Here is a 15,550-nt window from a genome sequence, read left to right as displayed (position 1 = left end):
ACGGCCGCCGTGGGCAACGAACTCCACCCCGTGTACACGTTCGGGCGGCCGCCCCAGGGCCGCCGCCAGTTCCTGGCCAAGTCGGCCTGGATCGGCGTCTGGCTGGTGTTCCTGAGCGCCCCCGTCAAGGACCTGGCCGACGGGCGCCACACGGCCCTCGCCACGGTGCTCGGCTCGCTCGGCCTCGCGCTCTTCGTGGGCTGCTATCTGACCCTCGTCTTCCGCTACACCACCAAGATCCTCCAGTGGGGGCCGGTCGCCGCCTCGTTCGGGGTCCTCGTGGCGCTCGCGACGGTGCTCGGCCTCAGCCTCGGCGACCACTGGCTCGGACTCTTCGTGTACGTCTCGGTCTCGGCGGGCGCCGTCCTGCCGATCCGGTACGCGGTGTGGGTCATCCCCGCGGTCACCCTCCTGATGATCGTGGTCGGCCTGCGCGACGACGGCCTCGGCGACCTGATCACCAACCTCGGGGTGATCACCCTGCTGGTGGGGTTCGCGATGTCCGGCGTACGCGAGTTGATCCGTACGACGGTCCAGCTGCGGCAGGCCCGCGCCACCGTCGCCCAACTGGCCGCCAGCGAGGAGCGGTTGCGGCTCGCCCGCGACCTGCACGACCTGCTCGGCCACTCGCTCTCACTGATCACCCTCAAGAGCGAGCTCGCCGGGCGGATGCTCCCCACCGACCCCGACAAGGCCGCGCAACAGGTCGCGGACATCGAACAGGTCAGCCGCCAGGCCCTGGTGGACGTGCGCGAGGCCGTCTCCGGCTACCGCAGGCGCACCCTCGCCGGCGAGCTGGCCGGCGCCCGCACCGCGTTGACCGCAGCGGGCATCGACCCGGAGGTCCCGCTGGAGCCGCCCGCCGAACTGCCGGGCGAGGAGGCGGAGGCGGTGCTTGCCTGGGCGCTGCGGGAGGCGGTGACCAATGTCGTGCGGCACAGCGGGGCGCGGCGCTGCACGGTGCAGTTCACGGCACGTCAGACGCTGGCGGGGCGGCTCCTCGAACTCTCCGTGGAGGACGACGGGGCGGGCGGCGCGGGGCTGCCCGCGGGCAACGGCCTGACGGGCCTCGGGGAGCGCGTGGAGGCGGTCGGCGGGGTCCTGGAGACGGGTCCCGCGGGCCGCCGCGGCTTCCGCCTGGCGGCGCGGGTGCCGATGCGGGACACGGCCGTAGGATCCCCCTCATGAGCAGCGGGAACAGCGGGGTCAGCGGGAACGGCGAGGCCGGCGCGAGCGGTGCGGGCGGTACAAGCGGTACGGGCGGTACGGGCGGTTCGGGGGACGTCATCAGGATCCTGCTCGCCGAGGATCAGGCGATGGTCCGTGAGGCGCTCGCCGCGCTGCTCGGCCTCGAACCGGACATCGAGGTCGTCGCCCAGGTGGCCCGCGGCGACGAGGTGCTCGCTGCGGTGCGGGCGCACGCCGTGGACGTCGCGCTGCTCGACATCGAGATGCCCGGCATGACGGGCATCGAGGCGGCGGCCCAACTCCGCGCGGAGTTCCCCGCGTTGAAGGTGGTCGTGCTCACCACCTTCGGCCGCCCCGGCTATCTGCGCACCGCCATGGAGGCGGGCGCGCAGGCGTTCCTGGTGAAGGACGCCCCCGCGGCGCAGCTCGCCGCCGCGGTGCGCAAGGTGCTCGCGGGGGAGCGGGTCATCGACCCCACGCTGGCGGCGGCGGCGCTCGCCGAGGGCGCCAACCCGCTGACGGACCGCGAGCGCGAGGTGCTGCGCGCGGCGGCCGACGGCGCCACCAACGCGGAGCTGGCCAAGGCCCTGCACCTCTCCCAGGGCACGGTCCGCAACTACCTCTCGACGGCGATCCAGAAGCTCGCCGTCCGCAACCGCGCGGAGGCGGTCAGGACGGCACGGGACAAGGGCTGGCTCTGACACGCGGACGGCTCCGTCCGTGCGGTCGCCGCCGGGCCAACGGCCGCTCCCGCACCGTCAGTTCAGCATCGCCCGCGCCGCCCGCGCCTGCTGCCGCACCCGGTCCGCCGTGGTCGGCTCGACCGTCGACACCACGTCGGCGTACGCGTCGAGCTCCTTCGCGCCGCCGAGGAAGTCGCCGCGCTGTACGAGGAGTTGGGCCCGTTCGTAGCGCAGCCGGGCCGGATGGGAGGGCAGCAGGAGCGACAGCTCCAGGGCCCAGAGCGCGACCTCGGAGCGCTCGGGGCGTGCGGCCGCCCAGGCGCGGACGTTGTTGAGGATGCGCTGCACGATGTTGAGCGGATCGGCGGGCGTCAGCATCGACGGCTGGATGCCCGTGCCCGCCGTGCCGGCGACGAGGTGCTCCGCGTCCGCGCCGGTCAGCAGCCGCCCGCCGTCGAAGGGGTCGGCGAGCACCTGCTCCTCACGGGGGCCGAAGCCCACGACGAAGTGCCCCGGCAGCGCCACCCCGTAGACGGGCGCGCCCGCCCGCCGCGCGACCTCCATCCACACCACCGAGAGCAGGATCGGCAGGCCCCTGCGGCGCCGCAGGACCTGGTGCAGGAGCGAGGAGTCGAGCCGCTGGTAGTCACCCGGCGTCCCCTCGAACCCGCACTGCTCACCGAGGAGTTCGGCGAGCGCGAGCGCCCACGCGCGGGGCCCGCCGGGGCGGAACGGCAGCAGCCCCGCAAGCCGGTCGAGTTCGATCCCCGCGGCGTCGATGCCCTGCTCGTCGAGCGCGGGGTCCGCCTCGGCGCCGATCAGCAGGCACAGCAGCGCGAGATCGGGCCGCTGCGACCTCGCCTCTTCGGCGAACCGCCGCCGCCATTCGCCGGACTCCGCGTGCATACGTGCCTCGTGTCTGCCCTCGCCGGGCGCTGTCTCCGTGCCGTGCTCTGCTCTGTCGTGCCGTTCTCGACGTGCCGTGTTCCGCCGTGCCGTGTTCCGCCGTGCCGTTGCCCGGCGCGCGCTCCCGTGCTCCGCCGCGCCCCGCCGGGCCGGTGCATCCCGCTCAGGCGGGGCCGTACCGATAGTGGTGGTAGGCGTGATGCGCGGTGAAACCCATCCCGCCGTACAGCGCCCGCGCGCCGTCGTTGGCCTCCTCGACCTGCAGCCAGGCCGCCGACGCGCCCTCGGCCAGGGCCTGCCGGGCCAGCGCGGTCATCACCATGGTGGCGAGCCCCTGGCGCCGGTGCTCCTCGGCCACCTCGACCGCCATGAAGCCCGCCCAGCGACCGTCCACCACACACCGCCCGATCGCGGCCGGGGCCGCACCGCTCCCGGGCACGGAAGCGAACCATACCGAGGGCCCGCTCGCCAGCACCTCGCGCACATGCGCCCCGGGCTCCGTGGACCGCTGATACCGGCGCAGCCAGGCGCCGTCGCAGGCCCGCGCGAGCTCCACGCGCGTCACGTCCGCGGCCTGGTCCCCGACCGGCGCGAGCCCCCCGATGTGCAGCTCCGCGCTCACCTCGCGCTCCCAGCCGCGCTCCTCCAGGCCGGCACAGAGCAGCTCCTGGGTGCCCTCCGCGCCCGTCGCGGTCTGCACGTACGGCGGCAGGCCGCGCTCCGCGTACCAGGCGCGCACGGCCGAGAGCGCCTCGTCGAGCGGGCGCCCCGGATCGCCGAGCGGCAGCACGGAGTTGGCCCGCCGGGTGAACCCGCCCGCGGCCCGCAGCTCCCAGTCGCCGAGGCGTTCGCTCTCCACCGGCCGCCAGGCCCGCGCGGACACCCGCGCCAGCTCCTCGTAGGAGGCGGCGGGCCCGCGCCGTCGCGCGGGCGCGGCCGGCACGACCTTGCCCGCCACGAGGGACCGTTCCGGAATCCGGACGCTCTCGCCGTTCCGTCGTGTGATGTGCATTACACCGTCGTCCCACGATGCGAGAACACCCACCGTGTCGGTGAACTTCTCCGTCGCGCCCACAGCATCGCTCAAGCGCCGGACGGACACTCGTTTGCCCACGTCAGCTGGGGTGATGCGGACTTCGAGACGTCCGCCGGCAATGAATTCCACGACTCTGTGAGCCCCTCCTGTTCGGATCATGCCCGGGAACGGAGATACTAGGGGCGGGCATCGACGACGCCGCGCTCCCGCGCGCCAGGCGAGCGGAGCCTGAGGACGGCCCGCCAACGCCCGTATCGAGGAGGAACGACAGCGTGACCTACGTCATCGCGCAGCCTTGTGTCGACGTCAAGGACAAGGCGTGCATCGAGGAGTGCCCGGTCGATTGCATTTACGAGGGCTCCCGGTCCTTGTACATCCACCCGGACGAATGCGTCGACTGTGGAGCCTGCGAACCGGTCTGCCCGGTCGAGGCGATCTTCTACGAGGACGACACTCCTGAGGAGTGGAAGGACTACTACAAGGCGAACGTCGAGTTCTTCGACGAGCTCGGTTCGCCGGGTGGCGCGAGCAAGCTCGGCCTGATCGAGCGCGACCACGCCTTCATCGCCGCCCTGCCGCCGCAGAACCAGTAACGGCGGTCCGAGCGTTGCCCCGGTCCCGTACGGCGTCCCGCCGCACGGGACCGCGGCGTTTGTCACGACCAGCACCAGCACGGGAGTCACCACGTGTCCGCAGTCTCCGACCGGCTTCCCACCTTCCCCTGGGACAAGCTCGAGCCGTACAAGGCCACGGCGGCCGCCCACCCCGGCGGCATCGTCGACCTGTCGGTGGGCACCCCCGTGGACCCGGTGCCCGAGCTGATCCAGAAAGCGCTGGTCGCGGCCGCGGACTCGCCGGGCTATCCCACGGTGTGGGGCACGCCGGAGCTGCGCGACGCGATCACCGGCTGGTGCGAACGGCGCCTTGGCGCACGGGAGATCACGCACCGCAACGTCCTGCCGATCGTGGGCTCCAAGGAGCTGGTGGCCTGGCTGCCGACGCAGCTCGGTCTCGGCCCGGGCGACGTGGTCGCCTACCCGCGGCTCGCCTACCCGACGTACGAGGTCGGCGCCCGCCTGGCCCGCGCCGAGTACGTCGCGTACGACGAGCCCACCGAGCTCGACCCGACCCACCTCAAGCTCCTCTGGCTCAACTCGCCCTCGAACCCGACGGGCCGGGTCCTCACCCGCGAGGAGCTCACCCGCACCGTCGCCTGGGCCCGCGAGCACGGCGTGCTCCTGGTCAGCGACGAGTGCTACCTGGAGCTCGGCTGGGAGGCCGAGCCGGTCTCGGTCCTGCACCGGGACGTGTGCGGCGGTTCGTACGAGGGGATCGTCGCCGTCCACTCGCTCTCCAAGCGGTCCAACCTGGCGGGCTACCGGGCGGCGTTCCTCGCCGGTGACGCGGCCGTCCTCGGCGATCTGCTGCAGATCCGCAAGCACGGCGGCATGATGACCTCCGCGCCGACCCAGGCGGCCGTCGTGGCGGCCCTCGGCGACGACCAGCACGTGCGCGAGCAGCGCGAGCGGTACGCGGCCCGCCGCACCGCCCTGCGCGACGCCCTGCTCGGGCACGGCTTCCGGATCGAGCACAGCGAGGCGAGCCTGTACCTGTGGGCGACCCGCGAGGAGTCCTGCTGGGACACCGTGGCCCACCTCGCGGACCTCGGCATCCTGGTGGCGCCCGGCGACTTCTACGGCCCGGCGGGCGACCGGTTCATCCGGGTGGCGCTGACGGCGAGCGACGAGCGGATCGCGGCGGCGGTCGCGCGCCTGACCTGACCCGCGCGGACCCGACCGGACACGGCCACGGGCACGACGACGGACACGGCGAAGGGCCCGGAGCCACTGGCTCCGGGCCCTTCGCCGTGCGTGCCGCGGGATCAGCCGAGCGGCAGGCTCCCGACCGGCAGGCTGTCGGTGGGCAGGCCGCCCCCGGTGAGGGAGTCGGTGGGGAGGTTGTCGGTGGGCAGACCGCCGTCGGTGGCCGTCTCGGCGGTCTCGCCGAGCACCTTGCCCGCGCTGCCCGCGACGTCGCCCGCGGCCTGCTGCGCGGCGGGGGTCGCCGTCTTGCCCGCCCTGCCGACGGCCTTGCCCGCGGCCGGCACGGTCTGCTTCACGGCCTTGCTGCCGGTCTCTCCGGCGAGGTTGGTGACGTTCTGAGCCGCACCGTCGACGGTGTCGCCCAGCTCGGCGCCGTCCAGGGCGCTCACTCCGCCCAGGTCGGGGGCGGCCGGAAGGTCAACGGCGCTCGCGGAGCCGGCCGCACCGACCACGGAAGCTGCACCCGCTGCGCTCAGCAGCGCGGCACGGGCGATCCGGCGGGTCAGGGGGAGGGACATGATGCTCCTTCAGACGGGAGAGAACGTTGGGGGTGTCCGGCCGGATCGGCTCCGGCGCCCCGCCGGACGGCTTCCGGCGATCGGACGCAGTGACTACCGCTCGAAGCCCGCGAAGGTTGCGGTGGGCCAACGTAAAGAATTGGCAATGCGTCGCATTATCTGCTGCGGATAAAAACGGTCAAAGTGATCGTGCGACGATTGGCTGCCGAATCCTTAATTCCCTTACGTGGCAAGGGAATTGGATGGGGCGTACAGGGGTACGGAATGGCGTGCGCGGTGTCGTCCCTCCGTGTCCGGCGCACCCCGATCGAGGGGCCGTCCGAACGCATGAGTGATGCGGCGTCCTACGGTCCGGTGACGATCCGGACCGCGCCCGCTGCGGCGTCCCGTCCCGCGCCGTCCGCCGTCGACTTCCGCCACTTACCCGGCTCTCCGGCGCGCCATTCCCGGCCGCCGTAGGCAACCTCCTCGATGTGCAGCGCCGAGGAGTACGCCACGGCCCAGTGCGCCAGCTCCCAGCCGCGCTGCGGGGGCCGGTCGGCGGCCGGCCGGTCGGGCACGGGGACCGTCACCGTGCGCCCGGCGGCTGTGCCGGGGCGCACCTCGCGGCCGAAGTCGCGGGCGAGGGCGGCCCGTACCCGCGCGGGGCCGCCGGGGTCGGTGCCGGGGCGGCCCTCGCAGCTGAAGGTGGCGGGCGTCCGGCCGGTGAGCGCGGCGGCGAGCAGCGCGGCGTCCGGCTCGTGCTTGGCGTACGCCTGCGGGAATCCGGAGCGCTGCACGCGCTGCGCGGCGACGGTCAGCGGCAGCCGGGAGTAGCCGGGGACCTCGGCCAGGTGCGCGTAGAAGCGGCCCGCCGAGTACGCCGGGTCCATGATGTGCCGCGCGTCACCCCAGCCCTGCGAGGGGCGCTGCTGGAAGAGGCCGAGTGAATCCCGGTCGCCGTGGGTGATGTTGCGCAGCCCCGACTCCTGCAGCGCGGTGGCCAGGGCGATGGTCACCGCGCGCTCGGGCATCCCGCGCGAGGTGCCGGCCGCGGCGACCGTCGCGGCGTTCTCCGCCTGCTCCGCGGTGAACGTGTACGAGGCGCCGTCACCGTTCCCGGAGACGACCGTGCACCGGGGCGCGGACTTGGCGCCGTAGACCCACTGCAGCGCCACATAGCCCACGACGGCGAGGAACGCGGCGGCCGCGGCCGCGAGACGGAGGAGGCGGCCGCGCCGGACGGGGCTGGAGGGCTCGGGCACGCGACCAAGGTACTAGTCCTGGGAGAGGCCGCGCGGGGCGACGGCGTTAGGGTCGTGCGCATGCCTCAGACACCGCTTGACCTCACGCTCGACGCCGCGGAGCTCACCGCGCGGCTGGTCGACTTCCCGTCCCCGAGCGGCGAGGAGAAGGCGCTCGCCGACGCCATCGAGACGGCCCTGCGCGCCCTGCCGCACCTCACGGTCGACCGGCACGGCAACAACGTCGTGGCCCGCACGAACCTCGGCCGCGCGGAGCGGGTCATCCTCGCCGGGCACATCGACACGGTCCCGATCGCGGACAACGTGCCCTCCCGCCTCGACGAGGACGGCGTCCTGTGGGGCTGCGGCACCTGCGACATGAAGTCGGGCGTCGCCGTCCAGCTGCGCATCGCGCAGACGGTGACCGAGCCCAACCGCGACCTCACCTTCGTCTTCTACGACAACGAAGAGGTGGCCGCGCACCTCAACGGCCTGGGGCACGTCGCCGAGGCCCACCCCGAGTGGCTCGCGGGCGACTTCGCCGTCCTCCTGGAGCCGACCGACGGCCAGGTCGAGGGCGGCTGCCAGGGCACCCTGCGGGTCCTGCTGAGGACCAAGGGCGTACGAGCGCACTCCGCGCGCGCGTGGATGGGCTCCAACGCCATCCACGCGGCCACCCCGATCCTGCAGCGGCTCGCCGCGTACGAGCCCCGCAAGCCGGTCGTGGAGGGCCTGGAGTTCCACGAGGGGCTCAACGCCGTCCGCATCGAGGGCGGCGTCGCCACCAACGTCATCCCCGACGAGTGCACCGTCACCGTCAACTTCCGCTACGCCCCGGACCGCACCGAGGAGGAGGCCCTCGCCTTCGTGCGCGACTACTTCGCCGACTGCGGCGTCGACGAGTTCGTCGTGGACGACCACACGGGCGCGGCCCGCCCCGGCCTCACCCATCCGGCCGCGGCGGCGTTCATGGCGGCCGTCGGCGGCGAGGCGCGCCCCAAGTTCGGCTGGACGGACGTCTCCCGGTTCAGCGCGCTCGGCGTGCCCGCGGTCAACTACAGCCCGGGCGACCCGCTGCTCGCCCACAAGATCGACGAGCGCGTGCGGGCCTCGCTGATCCCGGTGGCCGAGGAGAAGCTGCGGGCCTGGCTGACGTCGTAGCGGCGCCCGTGGCCGTACGAGGCTCCCGGTACCGGACATCCCGAGGTCCCTCTGCCGTAACCCGCGTGGATCTACGCTGGGGGTCACGTACGCATGGAGGGAGCAGACGATGAGCATTCCCGACAACGGCACCGACAGCGCTGCCCGCGCCGCACGGAAGGGCCCCGAGCAGCGGCTCGGTCCGGTGCTTCGCCGGCGGGACAAGGTGCAGCCCGGCACCACCGATCAGCGTCTCCTCGACTCCGACGGCCCTTCGGAGTGGGTGCACACGGACCCCTGGAGAGTCCTGCGCATCCAGTCCGAGTTCATCGAGGGCTTCGGCACGCTGGCCGAACTCCCGCCCGCGATCAGCGTGTTCGGTTCGGCGCGCACCGGAGAGGGCTCTCCGGAGTACGCGGCGGGCGTGGAGATCGGCAAGGCGCTCGTGGAGGCCGGCTTCGCGGTGATCACGGGCGGCGGCCCCGGCGCCATGCAGGCCGCCAACCAGGGCGCCGTGGAGGCGAAGGGCACCTCGGTCGGCCTCGGCATCGAGCTCCCCTTCGAGCAGGGCCTCAACCCCTACGTCGACATCGGCGTGAACTTCCGCTACTTCTTCGTCCGCAAGACGATGTTCGTGAAGTACGCGCAGGGCTTCGTGGTCCTGCCCGGCGGCCTCGGCACCCTGGACGAGCTCTTCGAGGCGCTCACCCTCGTCCAGACCCGCAAGGTCACCCGGTTCCCGATCGTCCTGTTCGGCACGGAGTACTGGGGCGGCCTCGTCGACTGGCTGAAGAACACGGTCATCGCCCAGGGCAAGGCATCCGAGGCCGACCTGCTGCTCTTCCACGTCACCGACGACGTGGAGGAGGCCATCTCCCTGGTGACCAAGGAAGTCGGGAAGTAGTACCCCGGTAGGGGGTTACGCGAGTCCTCGGCGGGCGACCGCCGGGGGCCGGTGGCCCGCGATCGTCGCCACCATGTCGACGACCTGCCTGGTCTCGGCGACCTCGTGCACGCGGTAGACCTGCGCGCCCAGCCACGCCGAGACCGCCGTCGTCGCCAGGGTGCCGATGACGCGCTCCTTGACCGGCTTGTCCAGCGTCTCGCCCACGAAGTCCTTGTTGGACAGCGAGACCAGCACCGGCCAGCCCGTGTCCACCATCTCGCCGAGCCTGCGGGTGGCCTCCAGGCTGTGCCGGGTGTTCTTGCCGAAGTCGTGCCCCGGGTCGATCAGCACGGACTCGCGCGGCACACCGAGCTCCACCGCGCGCTCGGCCAGACCGACCGTCACCCGCAGGATGTCCGCCATCACGTCCTCGTACGTGACCCGGTGCGGCCGGGTGCGCGGCTCGGCGCCGCCCGCGTGTGTGCACACCAGGCCCACCCGGTACCGCGCGGCGACCTCCGCGAGCTTCGGGTCGACGCCGCCCCAGGCGTCGTTGAGCAGGTCGGCGCCGGCCTCGCAGACCGCGGCGCCGACGTCGTGACGCCAGGTGTCGACGCTGATCACCACGTCGGGGAAGCGCCTGCGGACCTCGGCGACGAAACCCACCGTGCGGCGCGCCTCCTCCTCCGCGGTGACCTCCTCGCCCGGGCCCGCCTTGACCCCGCCGATGTCGACGATGGCGGCGCCCTCGGCCACGGCCTGCTCCACGCGCGCGAGGGCCGGTTCGTCGCGGAACGTGGCCCCCTGGTCGTAGAAGGAATCCGGGGTCCGGTTCACGATCGCCATGATCACCGGCTCGTGCGCGTCGAACTCGCGCCTGCCAAGCCTGAGCATCCCCTGTGGTCCTCCTGGGTCCTAGTGGCGGTTCGGCCGCCTGCGACCTTAACTGTCACAGGCGCATGGCACGATCGGACCCGAGAAGTTTCAGCACGGGCAGTCGAGCGTGAGGGCCTGAAGCCATGGTCTTGTTCTTGTTCCTGGTCATCGCCCTTGTCGTGGTGGTCGGCGCGGTGTCCCTCGCCGTGGTCGGCGGCGGCGAGAGCGGTGCGCTGGCCGACGTCGCGCCCGAGCGGTTCACCGATCCGCTGCCCCCGGACCGCCCGCTGCGCCGCGCCGACGTCGACGCGGTGCGCTTCCCGATGACGCTGCGCGGCTACCACATGGACGAGGTCGACGACGTGCTCACCCGGCTCGGCGCCGAGCTGGCCGAGCGGGACGCCCGCATCGCCGAGCTGGAGGCGGCGTTGGCCGGCGCGCAGGCCACCGCGGTCGCGGGCCCCGCCCTCTTCGAGGGGTACGCACCGCGCACGGCCGGCAGGGACGAGCAGGACGTGAAGGACGAGAAGGGCGACGACCAGTGAGCATCGAAGGCGGCGCGGTCGCGGGCCCGGACGGCGGTCTGCGCTGCCCCTGGGGCCTGTCCACCGAGGACTACGTGGCGTACCACGACGACGAGTGGGGCCGCCCGGTCCACGGCGACGACGCGCTGTACGAGCGGCTCTGCCTGGAGGCCTTCCAGTCCGGCCTCTCCTGGATCACGATCCTGCGCCGCCGCGAGGGCTTCCGCGCCGCGTTCGCCGGCTTCGAGATCCCGGCGGTCGCGGAGTTCACCGACGAGGACCGCGCGCGGCTCCTCGCCGACCCGGGCATCATCCGCAACCGCGCGAAGATCGACGCGACGCTCGCCAACGCGCGCGTGCTGGCCGACTGGTCGAAGGGCGAACTGGACGAGCTGATCTGGTCGTTCGCGCCGGACCCGGCGACCCGCGCGGCGCCGCGGACGCTCGCCGACGTGCCCGCGATCACCGACGAGTCCACCGCCCTGTCCAAGGCGCTCAAGAAGCGCGGCATCCGCTTCGTCGGCCCCACCACGGCGTACGCGCTGATGCAGGCCTGCGGTCTGGTCGACGACCACCTCGCGGACTGCGTGGCCCGCGAGGCGGGTGCCCGGCCCTAGGGCCCGAAGTACGTCAGCGGCCGAGGTACTTCGGCTTCTCCTTGGCGATGAAGGCCTGCACCGCGATCGTGTGGTCCTCGGAGGCGCCGGCCCTGGCCTGCAGCTCGTCCTCCTTGTCCAGCGCCTCGTCCAGGGTGTGCCCCGCCGCGTAGGCGAGGGACTCCTTGAGCGCCGCGTACGCGAGGGTCGGCCCGTCGGCGAGGGCGCGGGCCACCTGCGCGGCCTCGGCGGCGAGGTCGGCCGCGGGCACGATCTTGTTGACGATCCCCAGCTCGTACGCCTCCTGAGCGGAGATGTTGCGCGGGAAGAGCAGCAGGTCGGCGGCGCGCGCGGGGCCGATCAGGCGCGGCAGCGTCCAGGAGACGCCCGAGTCGGCGGTCAGCGCGACCCCGGCGAACGAGGTGTTGAACTTGGCGGTGTCCGCGACCACCCGGTAGTCGGCGGCGAGCGCGAAGCCGAGGCCCGCACCGGCGGCGGCGCCGTTGACGCCCGCGACGACCGGCTTGGGCATGCCCGCCAGCGCCCGCACGATGGGGTTGTAGTGCTCCCTGACGGTGCTCATGGTCTCCCCGGTGCCGGCCTCGCGGTCCGCCGTGAGGGAGCCGATGTGCTCCTTGAGGTCCTGGCCCACACAGAAGGCGCGCCCGTTGGCGGTGAGCAGCACCGCACGCACGGCCTCGTCCGCGGCGGCCGACCGGGCGGCCTCCCGCAGGGCGACCTTGGCCTCGGTGTTCATGGCGTTCATCGCCTCGGGACGGTTGATCGTGATCGTCGCGAGTCCGTCGCTCACCTCGTAGAGCACGCTGTCGGCCATGGGATCCCCTCCGCTGGTCCAGTAGGTAGGAGCTCAGCATGACGGAGATCATCGGAGTCCGGCATGCGGACGGTCATGTGACCTGCGTCAAAGAATTTCTGGCCCGTGAGGCGTATGGGGCGGCGAAGTATCGCAGTCACATCGCCGAATTGAGTGGTTTTGCGGGCGCGCGTTGCGCAGTCGATGCCGACCGATGTTGGTCATCGGGTCCTGCCATGCGGGATAATGGCCTGGAAGCAATGTGTTCGATGCCGGTGACACCTGGGTTGTCGGCTGCGATGAGCTGGTTTCAGGAAGGGGAACGAGCATGGCGGCCATGAAGCCGCGGACGGGCGACGGCCCGCTCGAGGTGACCAAGGAGGGGCGGGGCATCGTCATGCGCGTTCCGCTCGAAGGCGGCGGACGACTTGTCGTCGAACTGACTCCGGACGAGGCCGACGCGCTCGGCGACGCCCTGAAGAAGGTCGTCGGCTGACGCGGAAGCGCGCGCCCAGACTTTTGCACTGCCCCGGCATCGTACGACGGTGTCGGGGCAGTGGTGTGTCCGGGCGTCGAGGCGGGGCGGGGAGCCGCCTGACCAGCAACGACGGGCCGTGGGCGGGGGAGTGACGGCACCCCGCGGACGCGGCCGCCCGGGGCGGACCCGGCGCTACCGTTTGACGGCGCAGAGCAGCCCGTCGCCCACCGGAAGCAGCGACGGAACCAGATCCGGGCTCTCCCGTACGGTGCGCAACAGATCGCGCAGGTGCAGGACCTCGACCGGCTGGGGGCCCGAGTCCACCGTCCTGCCGTCCGCGAAGACGCCCTCGAAGCAGACGAGGCCGCCGGGCCGCAGCAGGCGCAACGATTCAGCGAGATAGTCGAGGGACTCGAGCCGGTCGCCGTCGCAGAAGACGAGGTCGTAGCCGCCGTCGGCGAGACGCGGCAGGACGTCGAGGGCGCGCCCCGGGATGAACCGCGCGCGGTTGCCCGCGAAGCCGGCCGCACGGAACGCCTGACGGGCGAAGGCCTGCCGCTCCGGCTCGGGGTCGACCGTGGTCAGCACGCCGTCGGGCCGCATGCCGTGCAGCAGGTGGATGCCCGACACCCCGGTCCCGGTACCGATTTCGGCCACCGCTTTCGCGTCAGCCGTGGCGGCGAGCATGCGCAGCGCGGCGCCGGTGCCGGGCGACACCGAGGGCAGGCCTGCCTCCCGGGCCCGGTCCCGGGCCCAGCGCAGCGCCTCGTCCTCGGCGACAAAGGCGTCGGCGAACGCCCAGCTCGTCTGCCGGTTGCCGGTAATGGCCCTCTCCTGTCCCCGTGGTTGCCTGGCCGTGACTGTATCCGTTGGGGCCGGGAACCCGCAGATGAGGCCGGGCGTTTATAGGGGGTGGGAGAACAGCGGGGGTGGACGGATGGATCAAGACCGGAAGCGGGCGGCTCGAAGCGGCAGGACACCTGCAGCGAAGCCCGTACCAAATTCACGTAAAAACGCTTATCCGGAGCTAACGGGCGAGGTGGTTATGGTAGGGGCTCCACTGGACACCACCAGAGCCGACAGGGGAGGTGCGGCTGCGTCCGCGGATCGGGGAGGAGTGCTGCGGCGCTTTCTCGGATTGGCGGGTGAGCCGAAATCCGTGACCGACACCGCTGACCGCATCCGTGCCAACGACTCCGCTCAGACCGCGACCTTTGCCGCTGACGCGGAATCGCAGGCGTGGACTCCGCCCACCTGGGAGGAGATCGTCAGCACGCACAGCGGCCGCGTGTACCGCCTGGCGTACCGCCTGACCGGCAATCAGCACGACGCCGAGGACCTCACGCAAGAGGTCTTCGTCCGTGTCTTCCGGTCCCTCTCGACCTACACCCCCGGCACGTTCGAGGGCTGGCTGCACCGCATCACCACCAACCTCTTCCTGGACATGGTGCGCCGCAAGCAGCGCATCCGCTTCGACGCGCTCGGGGACGACGCCGCGGAGCGGCTGCCGAGCCGCGAGCCCTCGCCCCAGCAGGTGTTCAACGACACGCACTTCGACGCGGACGTCCAGCAGGCGCTCGACACCCTCGCGCCCGAATTCCGCGCCGCCGTGGTCCTCTGCGACATCGAGGGCCTTTCGTACGAAGAGATCGCCGCAACACTCGGCGTCAAGCTCGGTACGGTCCGCAGCCGTATCCACCGGGGTCGCTCGCAGCTGCGCAAGGCCCTCCAGCACCGGTCTCCCGAGGCCCGCGCGGAGCGCCGCTCGCTGGCGGTGACCGGAGCCATGGCGCTGGGAGGAGGGGGTGCGACCGCGTGAGTGGATCACGGTCGAATCCTGCCGAACGGCACCTAGCCGAGGCCGAGCAGCATCTGGGGGACCGGCTCGCCGCCCTTGTGGACGGCGAGTTGGGCCATGACGCGCGCGAGCGCGTCCTCGCGCATCTGGCGACCTGCCCGATGTGCAAGACCGAGGCGGACGCCCAGCGTCGCCTGAAGAACGTCTTCGCGCAGGCGGCCCCGCCGCCGCCCACCGAGAGTTTCCTCGCCCGCCTCCAAGGGCTTCCGGGAGGGGGCTCCGACGCGTCGGGAGGACCCGGCGCGCCCGGCGGCGAGGGTTTCGCCACCGGGTCCACCGACTCCGCGGGGCTGCCGCGGGGCGGGATATTCGGGGTGACCCCCGACCCCTTCGTGGAGTACGTGCCCGCGGGCGCCCACGCGGCGGTCCTGCCCAGTGACCGCCAGGGCTTCCGCATCCACGAGATGCCCCGCCCCGACGGCGCCCGGCACGACGCCCATCGGCACGACGCGGACCGCTCGCTCTGGCGCGGGCGCCGCTTCGCGTTCGCCGCGGCGGGCGCGGTGTCGCTGGCCGCCATCGCCCTCGGCGGTGTCACGGTCGGCGCCCCCGGCGACTCGGGCGACACCCGCGCGGGCGGCTCGGGCAGCAATGTGACCCCGCAGCGCAGCCAGGGTTCGGGCAACGCCGTGACGCCCGACCCCTCGCGGCGCCGGGGCGGCGGCAGTCCGCTGTCGGTGCAGGGTCTGCGCCCCGGCGCGCTGTCGGCGCCCGTCGCGCCGACCGAGGTCAGCGGGCCGCTGTTGCCCGGCCCGCCCACGCAGCCGTTGCGCCCGCGCGGTTCCGTGTACGAGCTCACCGCCCCGATGGTGGCGGGCGCCGCGACCATCTCGCCCCTGATACGCCCGGTGCCGCCGGGCCGGCGTGGAGCGGTGCCGCCCGGCATGGAGTTGCCGCCGCAGACGGACGAGCTCGTCGTGGCGGAAGAGGCGAATCCGGTGCGGACCACCGCGACGGCTCAGAGCGGGGGACCGCTGAGGGGCACGTCGCAGATGCGCTGA

General features: G+C 72.8%; 19 protein-coding genes. 12 read left to right on the top strand and 7 right to left on the bottom strand.

Features of this window, described 5'->3' with window-relative positions:
* Positions 1 to 30: 30 nt before the first annotated feature.
* Both ACZ6CV_RS06445 and ACZ6CV_RS06440 read left to right on the top strand, forming a co-directional pair.
* Positions 31 to 1,188: a sensor histidine kinase gene (locus tag ACZ6CV_RS06445; RefSeq protein WP_469250291.1), complete on the top strand. Its 1,158-nt coding sequence runs from the start codon at positions 31 to 33 to the stop codon at positions 1,186 to 1,188.
* Positions 1,185 to 1,889: a response regulator transcription factor gene (locus ACZ6CV_RS06440; RefSeq protein ID WP_469249843.1), complete on the top strand. Its 705-nt coding sequence runs from the start codon at positions 1,185 to 1,187 to the stop codon at positions 1,887 to 1,889. The genes ACZ6CV_RS06445 and ACZ6CV_RS06440 overlap by 4 nt, the downstream gene beginning before the upstream one ends.
* Before the next feature lie 57 nt (positions 1,890 to 1,946).
* Here the strand turns inward: ACZ6CV_RS06440 and ACZ6CV_RS06435 are convergent, their stop codons facing one another.
* Positions 1,947 to 2,777 (bottom strand): transglutaminase family protein, encoded by an 831-nt coding sequence (locus ACZ6CV_RS06435; protein ID WP_469249842.1) that lies wholly within the window; start codon positions 2,775 to 2,777, stop codon positions 1,947 to 1,949.
* 163 nt (positions 2,778 to 2,940) lie between these two features.
* Complete coding sequence (locus ACZ6CV_RS06430; protein WP_469249841.1) at positions 2,941 to 3,942, bottom strand: GNAT family N-acetyltransferase; 1,002 nt, start codon at positions 3,940 to 3,942, stop codon at positions 2,941 to 2,943.
* A gap of 143 nt (positions 3,943 to 4,085) precedes the next feature.
* Between ACZ6CV_RS06430 and fdxA the strand changes: the two genes are divergently transcribed.
* Both fdxA and ACZ6CV_RS06420 read left to right on the top strand, forming a co-directional pair.
* Positions 4,086 to 4,406 (top strand): ferredoxin, encoded by a 321-nt coding sequence (gene fdxA, locus ACZ6CV_RS06425; RefSeq protein ID WP_030573070.1) that lies wholly within the window; start codon positions 4,086 to 4,088, stop codon positions 4,404 to 4,406.
* 93 nt (positions 4,407 to 4,499) lie between these two features.
* The gene (locus ACZ6CV_RS06420; RefSeq protein WP_469249840.1) at positions 4,500 to 5,594 is read left to right on the top strand and encodes a bifunctional succinyldiaminopimelate transaminase/glutamate-prephenate aminotransferase; all 1,095 of its coding nucleotides are present in this window, start codon (positions 4,500 to 4,502) and stop codon (positions 5,592 to 5,594) included.
* Positions 5,595 to 5,695: 101 nt separating this feature from the next.
* On the opposite strand, the gene ACZ6CV_RS06415 is transcribed toward ACZ6CV_RS06420, so the two are convergent.
* Both ACZ6CV_RS06415 and ACZ6CV_RS06410 read right to left on the bottom strand, forming a co-directional pair.
* Positions 5,696 to 6,154 (bottom strand): ATP-binding protein, encoded by a 459-nt coding sequence (locus ACZ6CV_RS06415; RefSeq protein ID WP_362364335.1) that lies wholly within the window; start codon positions 6,152 to 6,154, stop codon positions 5,696 to 5,698.
* Positions 6,155 to 6,498: 344 nt separating this feature from the next.
* Positions 6,499 to 7,398: a heavy metal transporter gene (locus ACZ6CV_RS06410; RefSeq protein ID WP_469249839.1), complete on the bottom strand. Its 900-nt coding sequence runs from the start codon at positions 7,396 to 7,398 to the stop codon at positions 6,499 to 6,501.
* Positions 7,399 to 7,458: 60 nt separating this feature from the next.
* On the opposite strand from ACZ6CV_RS06410, the gene dapE reads away from it, so the two are divergent.
* Complete coding sequence (gene dapE / locus ACZ6CV_RS06405) at positions 7,459 to 8,538, top strand: succinyl-diaminopimelate desuccinylase (RefSeq protein ID WP_469249838.1); 1,080 nt, start codon at positions 7,459 to 7,461, stop codon at positions 8,536 to 8,538.
* A gap of 109 nt (positions 8,539 to 8,647) precedes the next feature.
* Positions 8,648 to 9,421, top strand: a complete 774-nt coding sequence (locus tag ACZ6CV_RS06400; protein ID WP_362364344.1) for an LOG family protein — start codon at positions 8,648 to 8,650, stop codon at positions 9,419 to 9,421.
* Positions 9,422 to 9,436: 15 nt separating this feature from the next.
* Here the strand turns inward: ACZ6CV_RS06400 and folP are convergent, their stop codons facing one another.
* The gene (gene folP, locus ACZ6CV_RS06395; RefSeq protein WP_362364346.1) at positions 9,437 to 10,297 is read right to left on the bottom strand and encodes a dihydropteroate synthase; all 861 of its coding nucleotides are present in this window, start codon (positions 10,295 to 10,297) and stop codon (positions 9,437 to 9,439) included.
* 125 nt (positions 10,298 to 10,422) lie between these two features.
* On the opposite strand from folP, the gene ACZ6CV_RS06390 reads away from it, so the two are divergent.
* Both ACZ6CV_RS06390 and ACZ6CV_RS06385 read left to right on the top strand, forming a co-directional pair.
* On the top strand, positions 10,423 to 10,824 hold the full coding sequence (locus ACZ6CV_RS06390) for a DivIVA domain-containing protein (RefSeq protein ID WP_469249837.1): 402 nt from the start codon (positions 10,423 to 10,425) through the stop codon (positions 10,822 to 10,824).
* Between the two features lie 2 nt (positions 10,825 to 10,826).
* Positions 10,827 to 11,420: a DNA-3-methyladenine glycosylase I gene (locus ACZ6CV_RS06385; protein WP_469250290.1), complete on the top strand. Its 594-nt coding sequence runs from the start codon at positions 10,827 to 10,829 to the stop codon at positions 11,418 to 11,420.
* Positions 11,421 to 11,433: 13 nt separating this feature from the next.
* On the opposite strand, the gene chcB is transcribed toward ACZ6CV_RS06385, so the two are convergent.
* Positions 11,434 to 12,234: a 2-cyclohexenylcarbonyl CoA isomerase gene (gene chcB, locus ACZ6CV_RS06380; protein ID WP_469249836.1), complete on the bottom strand. Its 801-nt coding sequence runs from the start codon at positions 12,232 to 12,234 to the stop codon at positions 11,434 to 11,436.
* A 38-nt stretch (positions 12,235 to 12,272) separates the two neighbouring features.
* Here chcB and ACZ6CV_RS06375 point away from each other — a divergent pair, with 38 nt between their 5' ends.
* Positions 12,273 to 12,554 carry a hypothetical protein gene (locus ACZ6CV_RS06375; RefSeq protein ID WP_358710287.1) on the top strand — a complete coding sequence of 94 codons (282 nt, stop codon included), beginning with the start codon at positions 12,273 to 12,275 and terminating at the stop codon, positions 12,552 to 12,554.
* Complete coding sequence (locus tag ACZ6CV_RS06370; protein WP_003966491.1) at positions 12,542 to 12,709, top strand: DUF3117 domain-containing protein; 168 nt, start codon at positions 12,542 to 12,544, stop codon at positions 12,707 to 12,709. The genes ACZ6CV_RS06375 and ACZ6CV_RS06370 overlap by 13 nt, the downstream gene beginning before the upstream one ends.
* Positions 12,710 to 12,883: 174 nt before the next feature.
* Here ACZ6CV_RS06370 and ACZ6CV_RS06365 read toward each other — a convergent pair whose 3' ends face one another.
* Positions 12,884 to 13,582 carry an O-methyltransferase gene (locus ACZ6CV_RS06365; protein WP_355804158.1) on the bottom strand — a complete coding sequence of 233 codons (699 nt, stop codon included), beginning with the start codon at positions 13,580 to 13,582 and terminating at the stop codon, positions 12,884 to 12,886.
* Positions 13,583 to 13,736: 154 nt separating this feature from the next.
* Between ACZ6CV_RS06365 and sigE the strand changes: the two genes are divergently transcribed.
* Positions 13,737 to 14,510: an RNA polymerase sigma factor SigE gene (sigE, locus tag ACZ6CV_RS06360; RefSeq protein WP_355803157.1), complete on the top strand. Its 774-nt coding sequence runs from the start codon at positions 13,737 to 13,739 to the stop codon at positions 14,508 to 14,510.
* Between the two features lie 89 nt (positions 14,511 to 14,599).
* A complete protein-coding gene (locus tag ACZ6CV_RS06355; RefSeq protein ID WP_469250289.1) occupies positions 14,600 to 15,550 on the top strand; it encodes a zf-HC2 domain-containing protein in 951 nt (316 codons plus the stop codon).

Source organism: Streptomyces sp. NPDC041713 (assembly GCF_055591085.1).
This window is presented reverse-complemented; position numbering and strand designations above follow the sequence as displayed.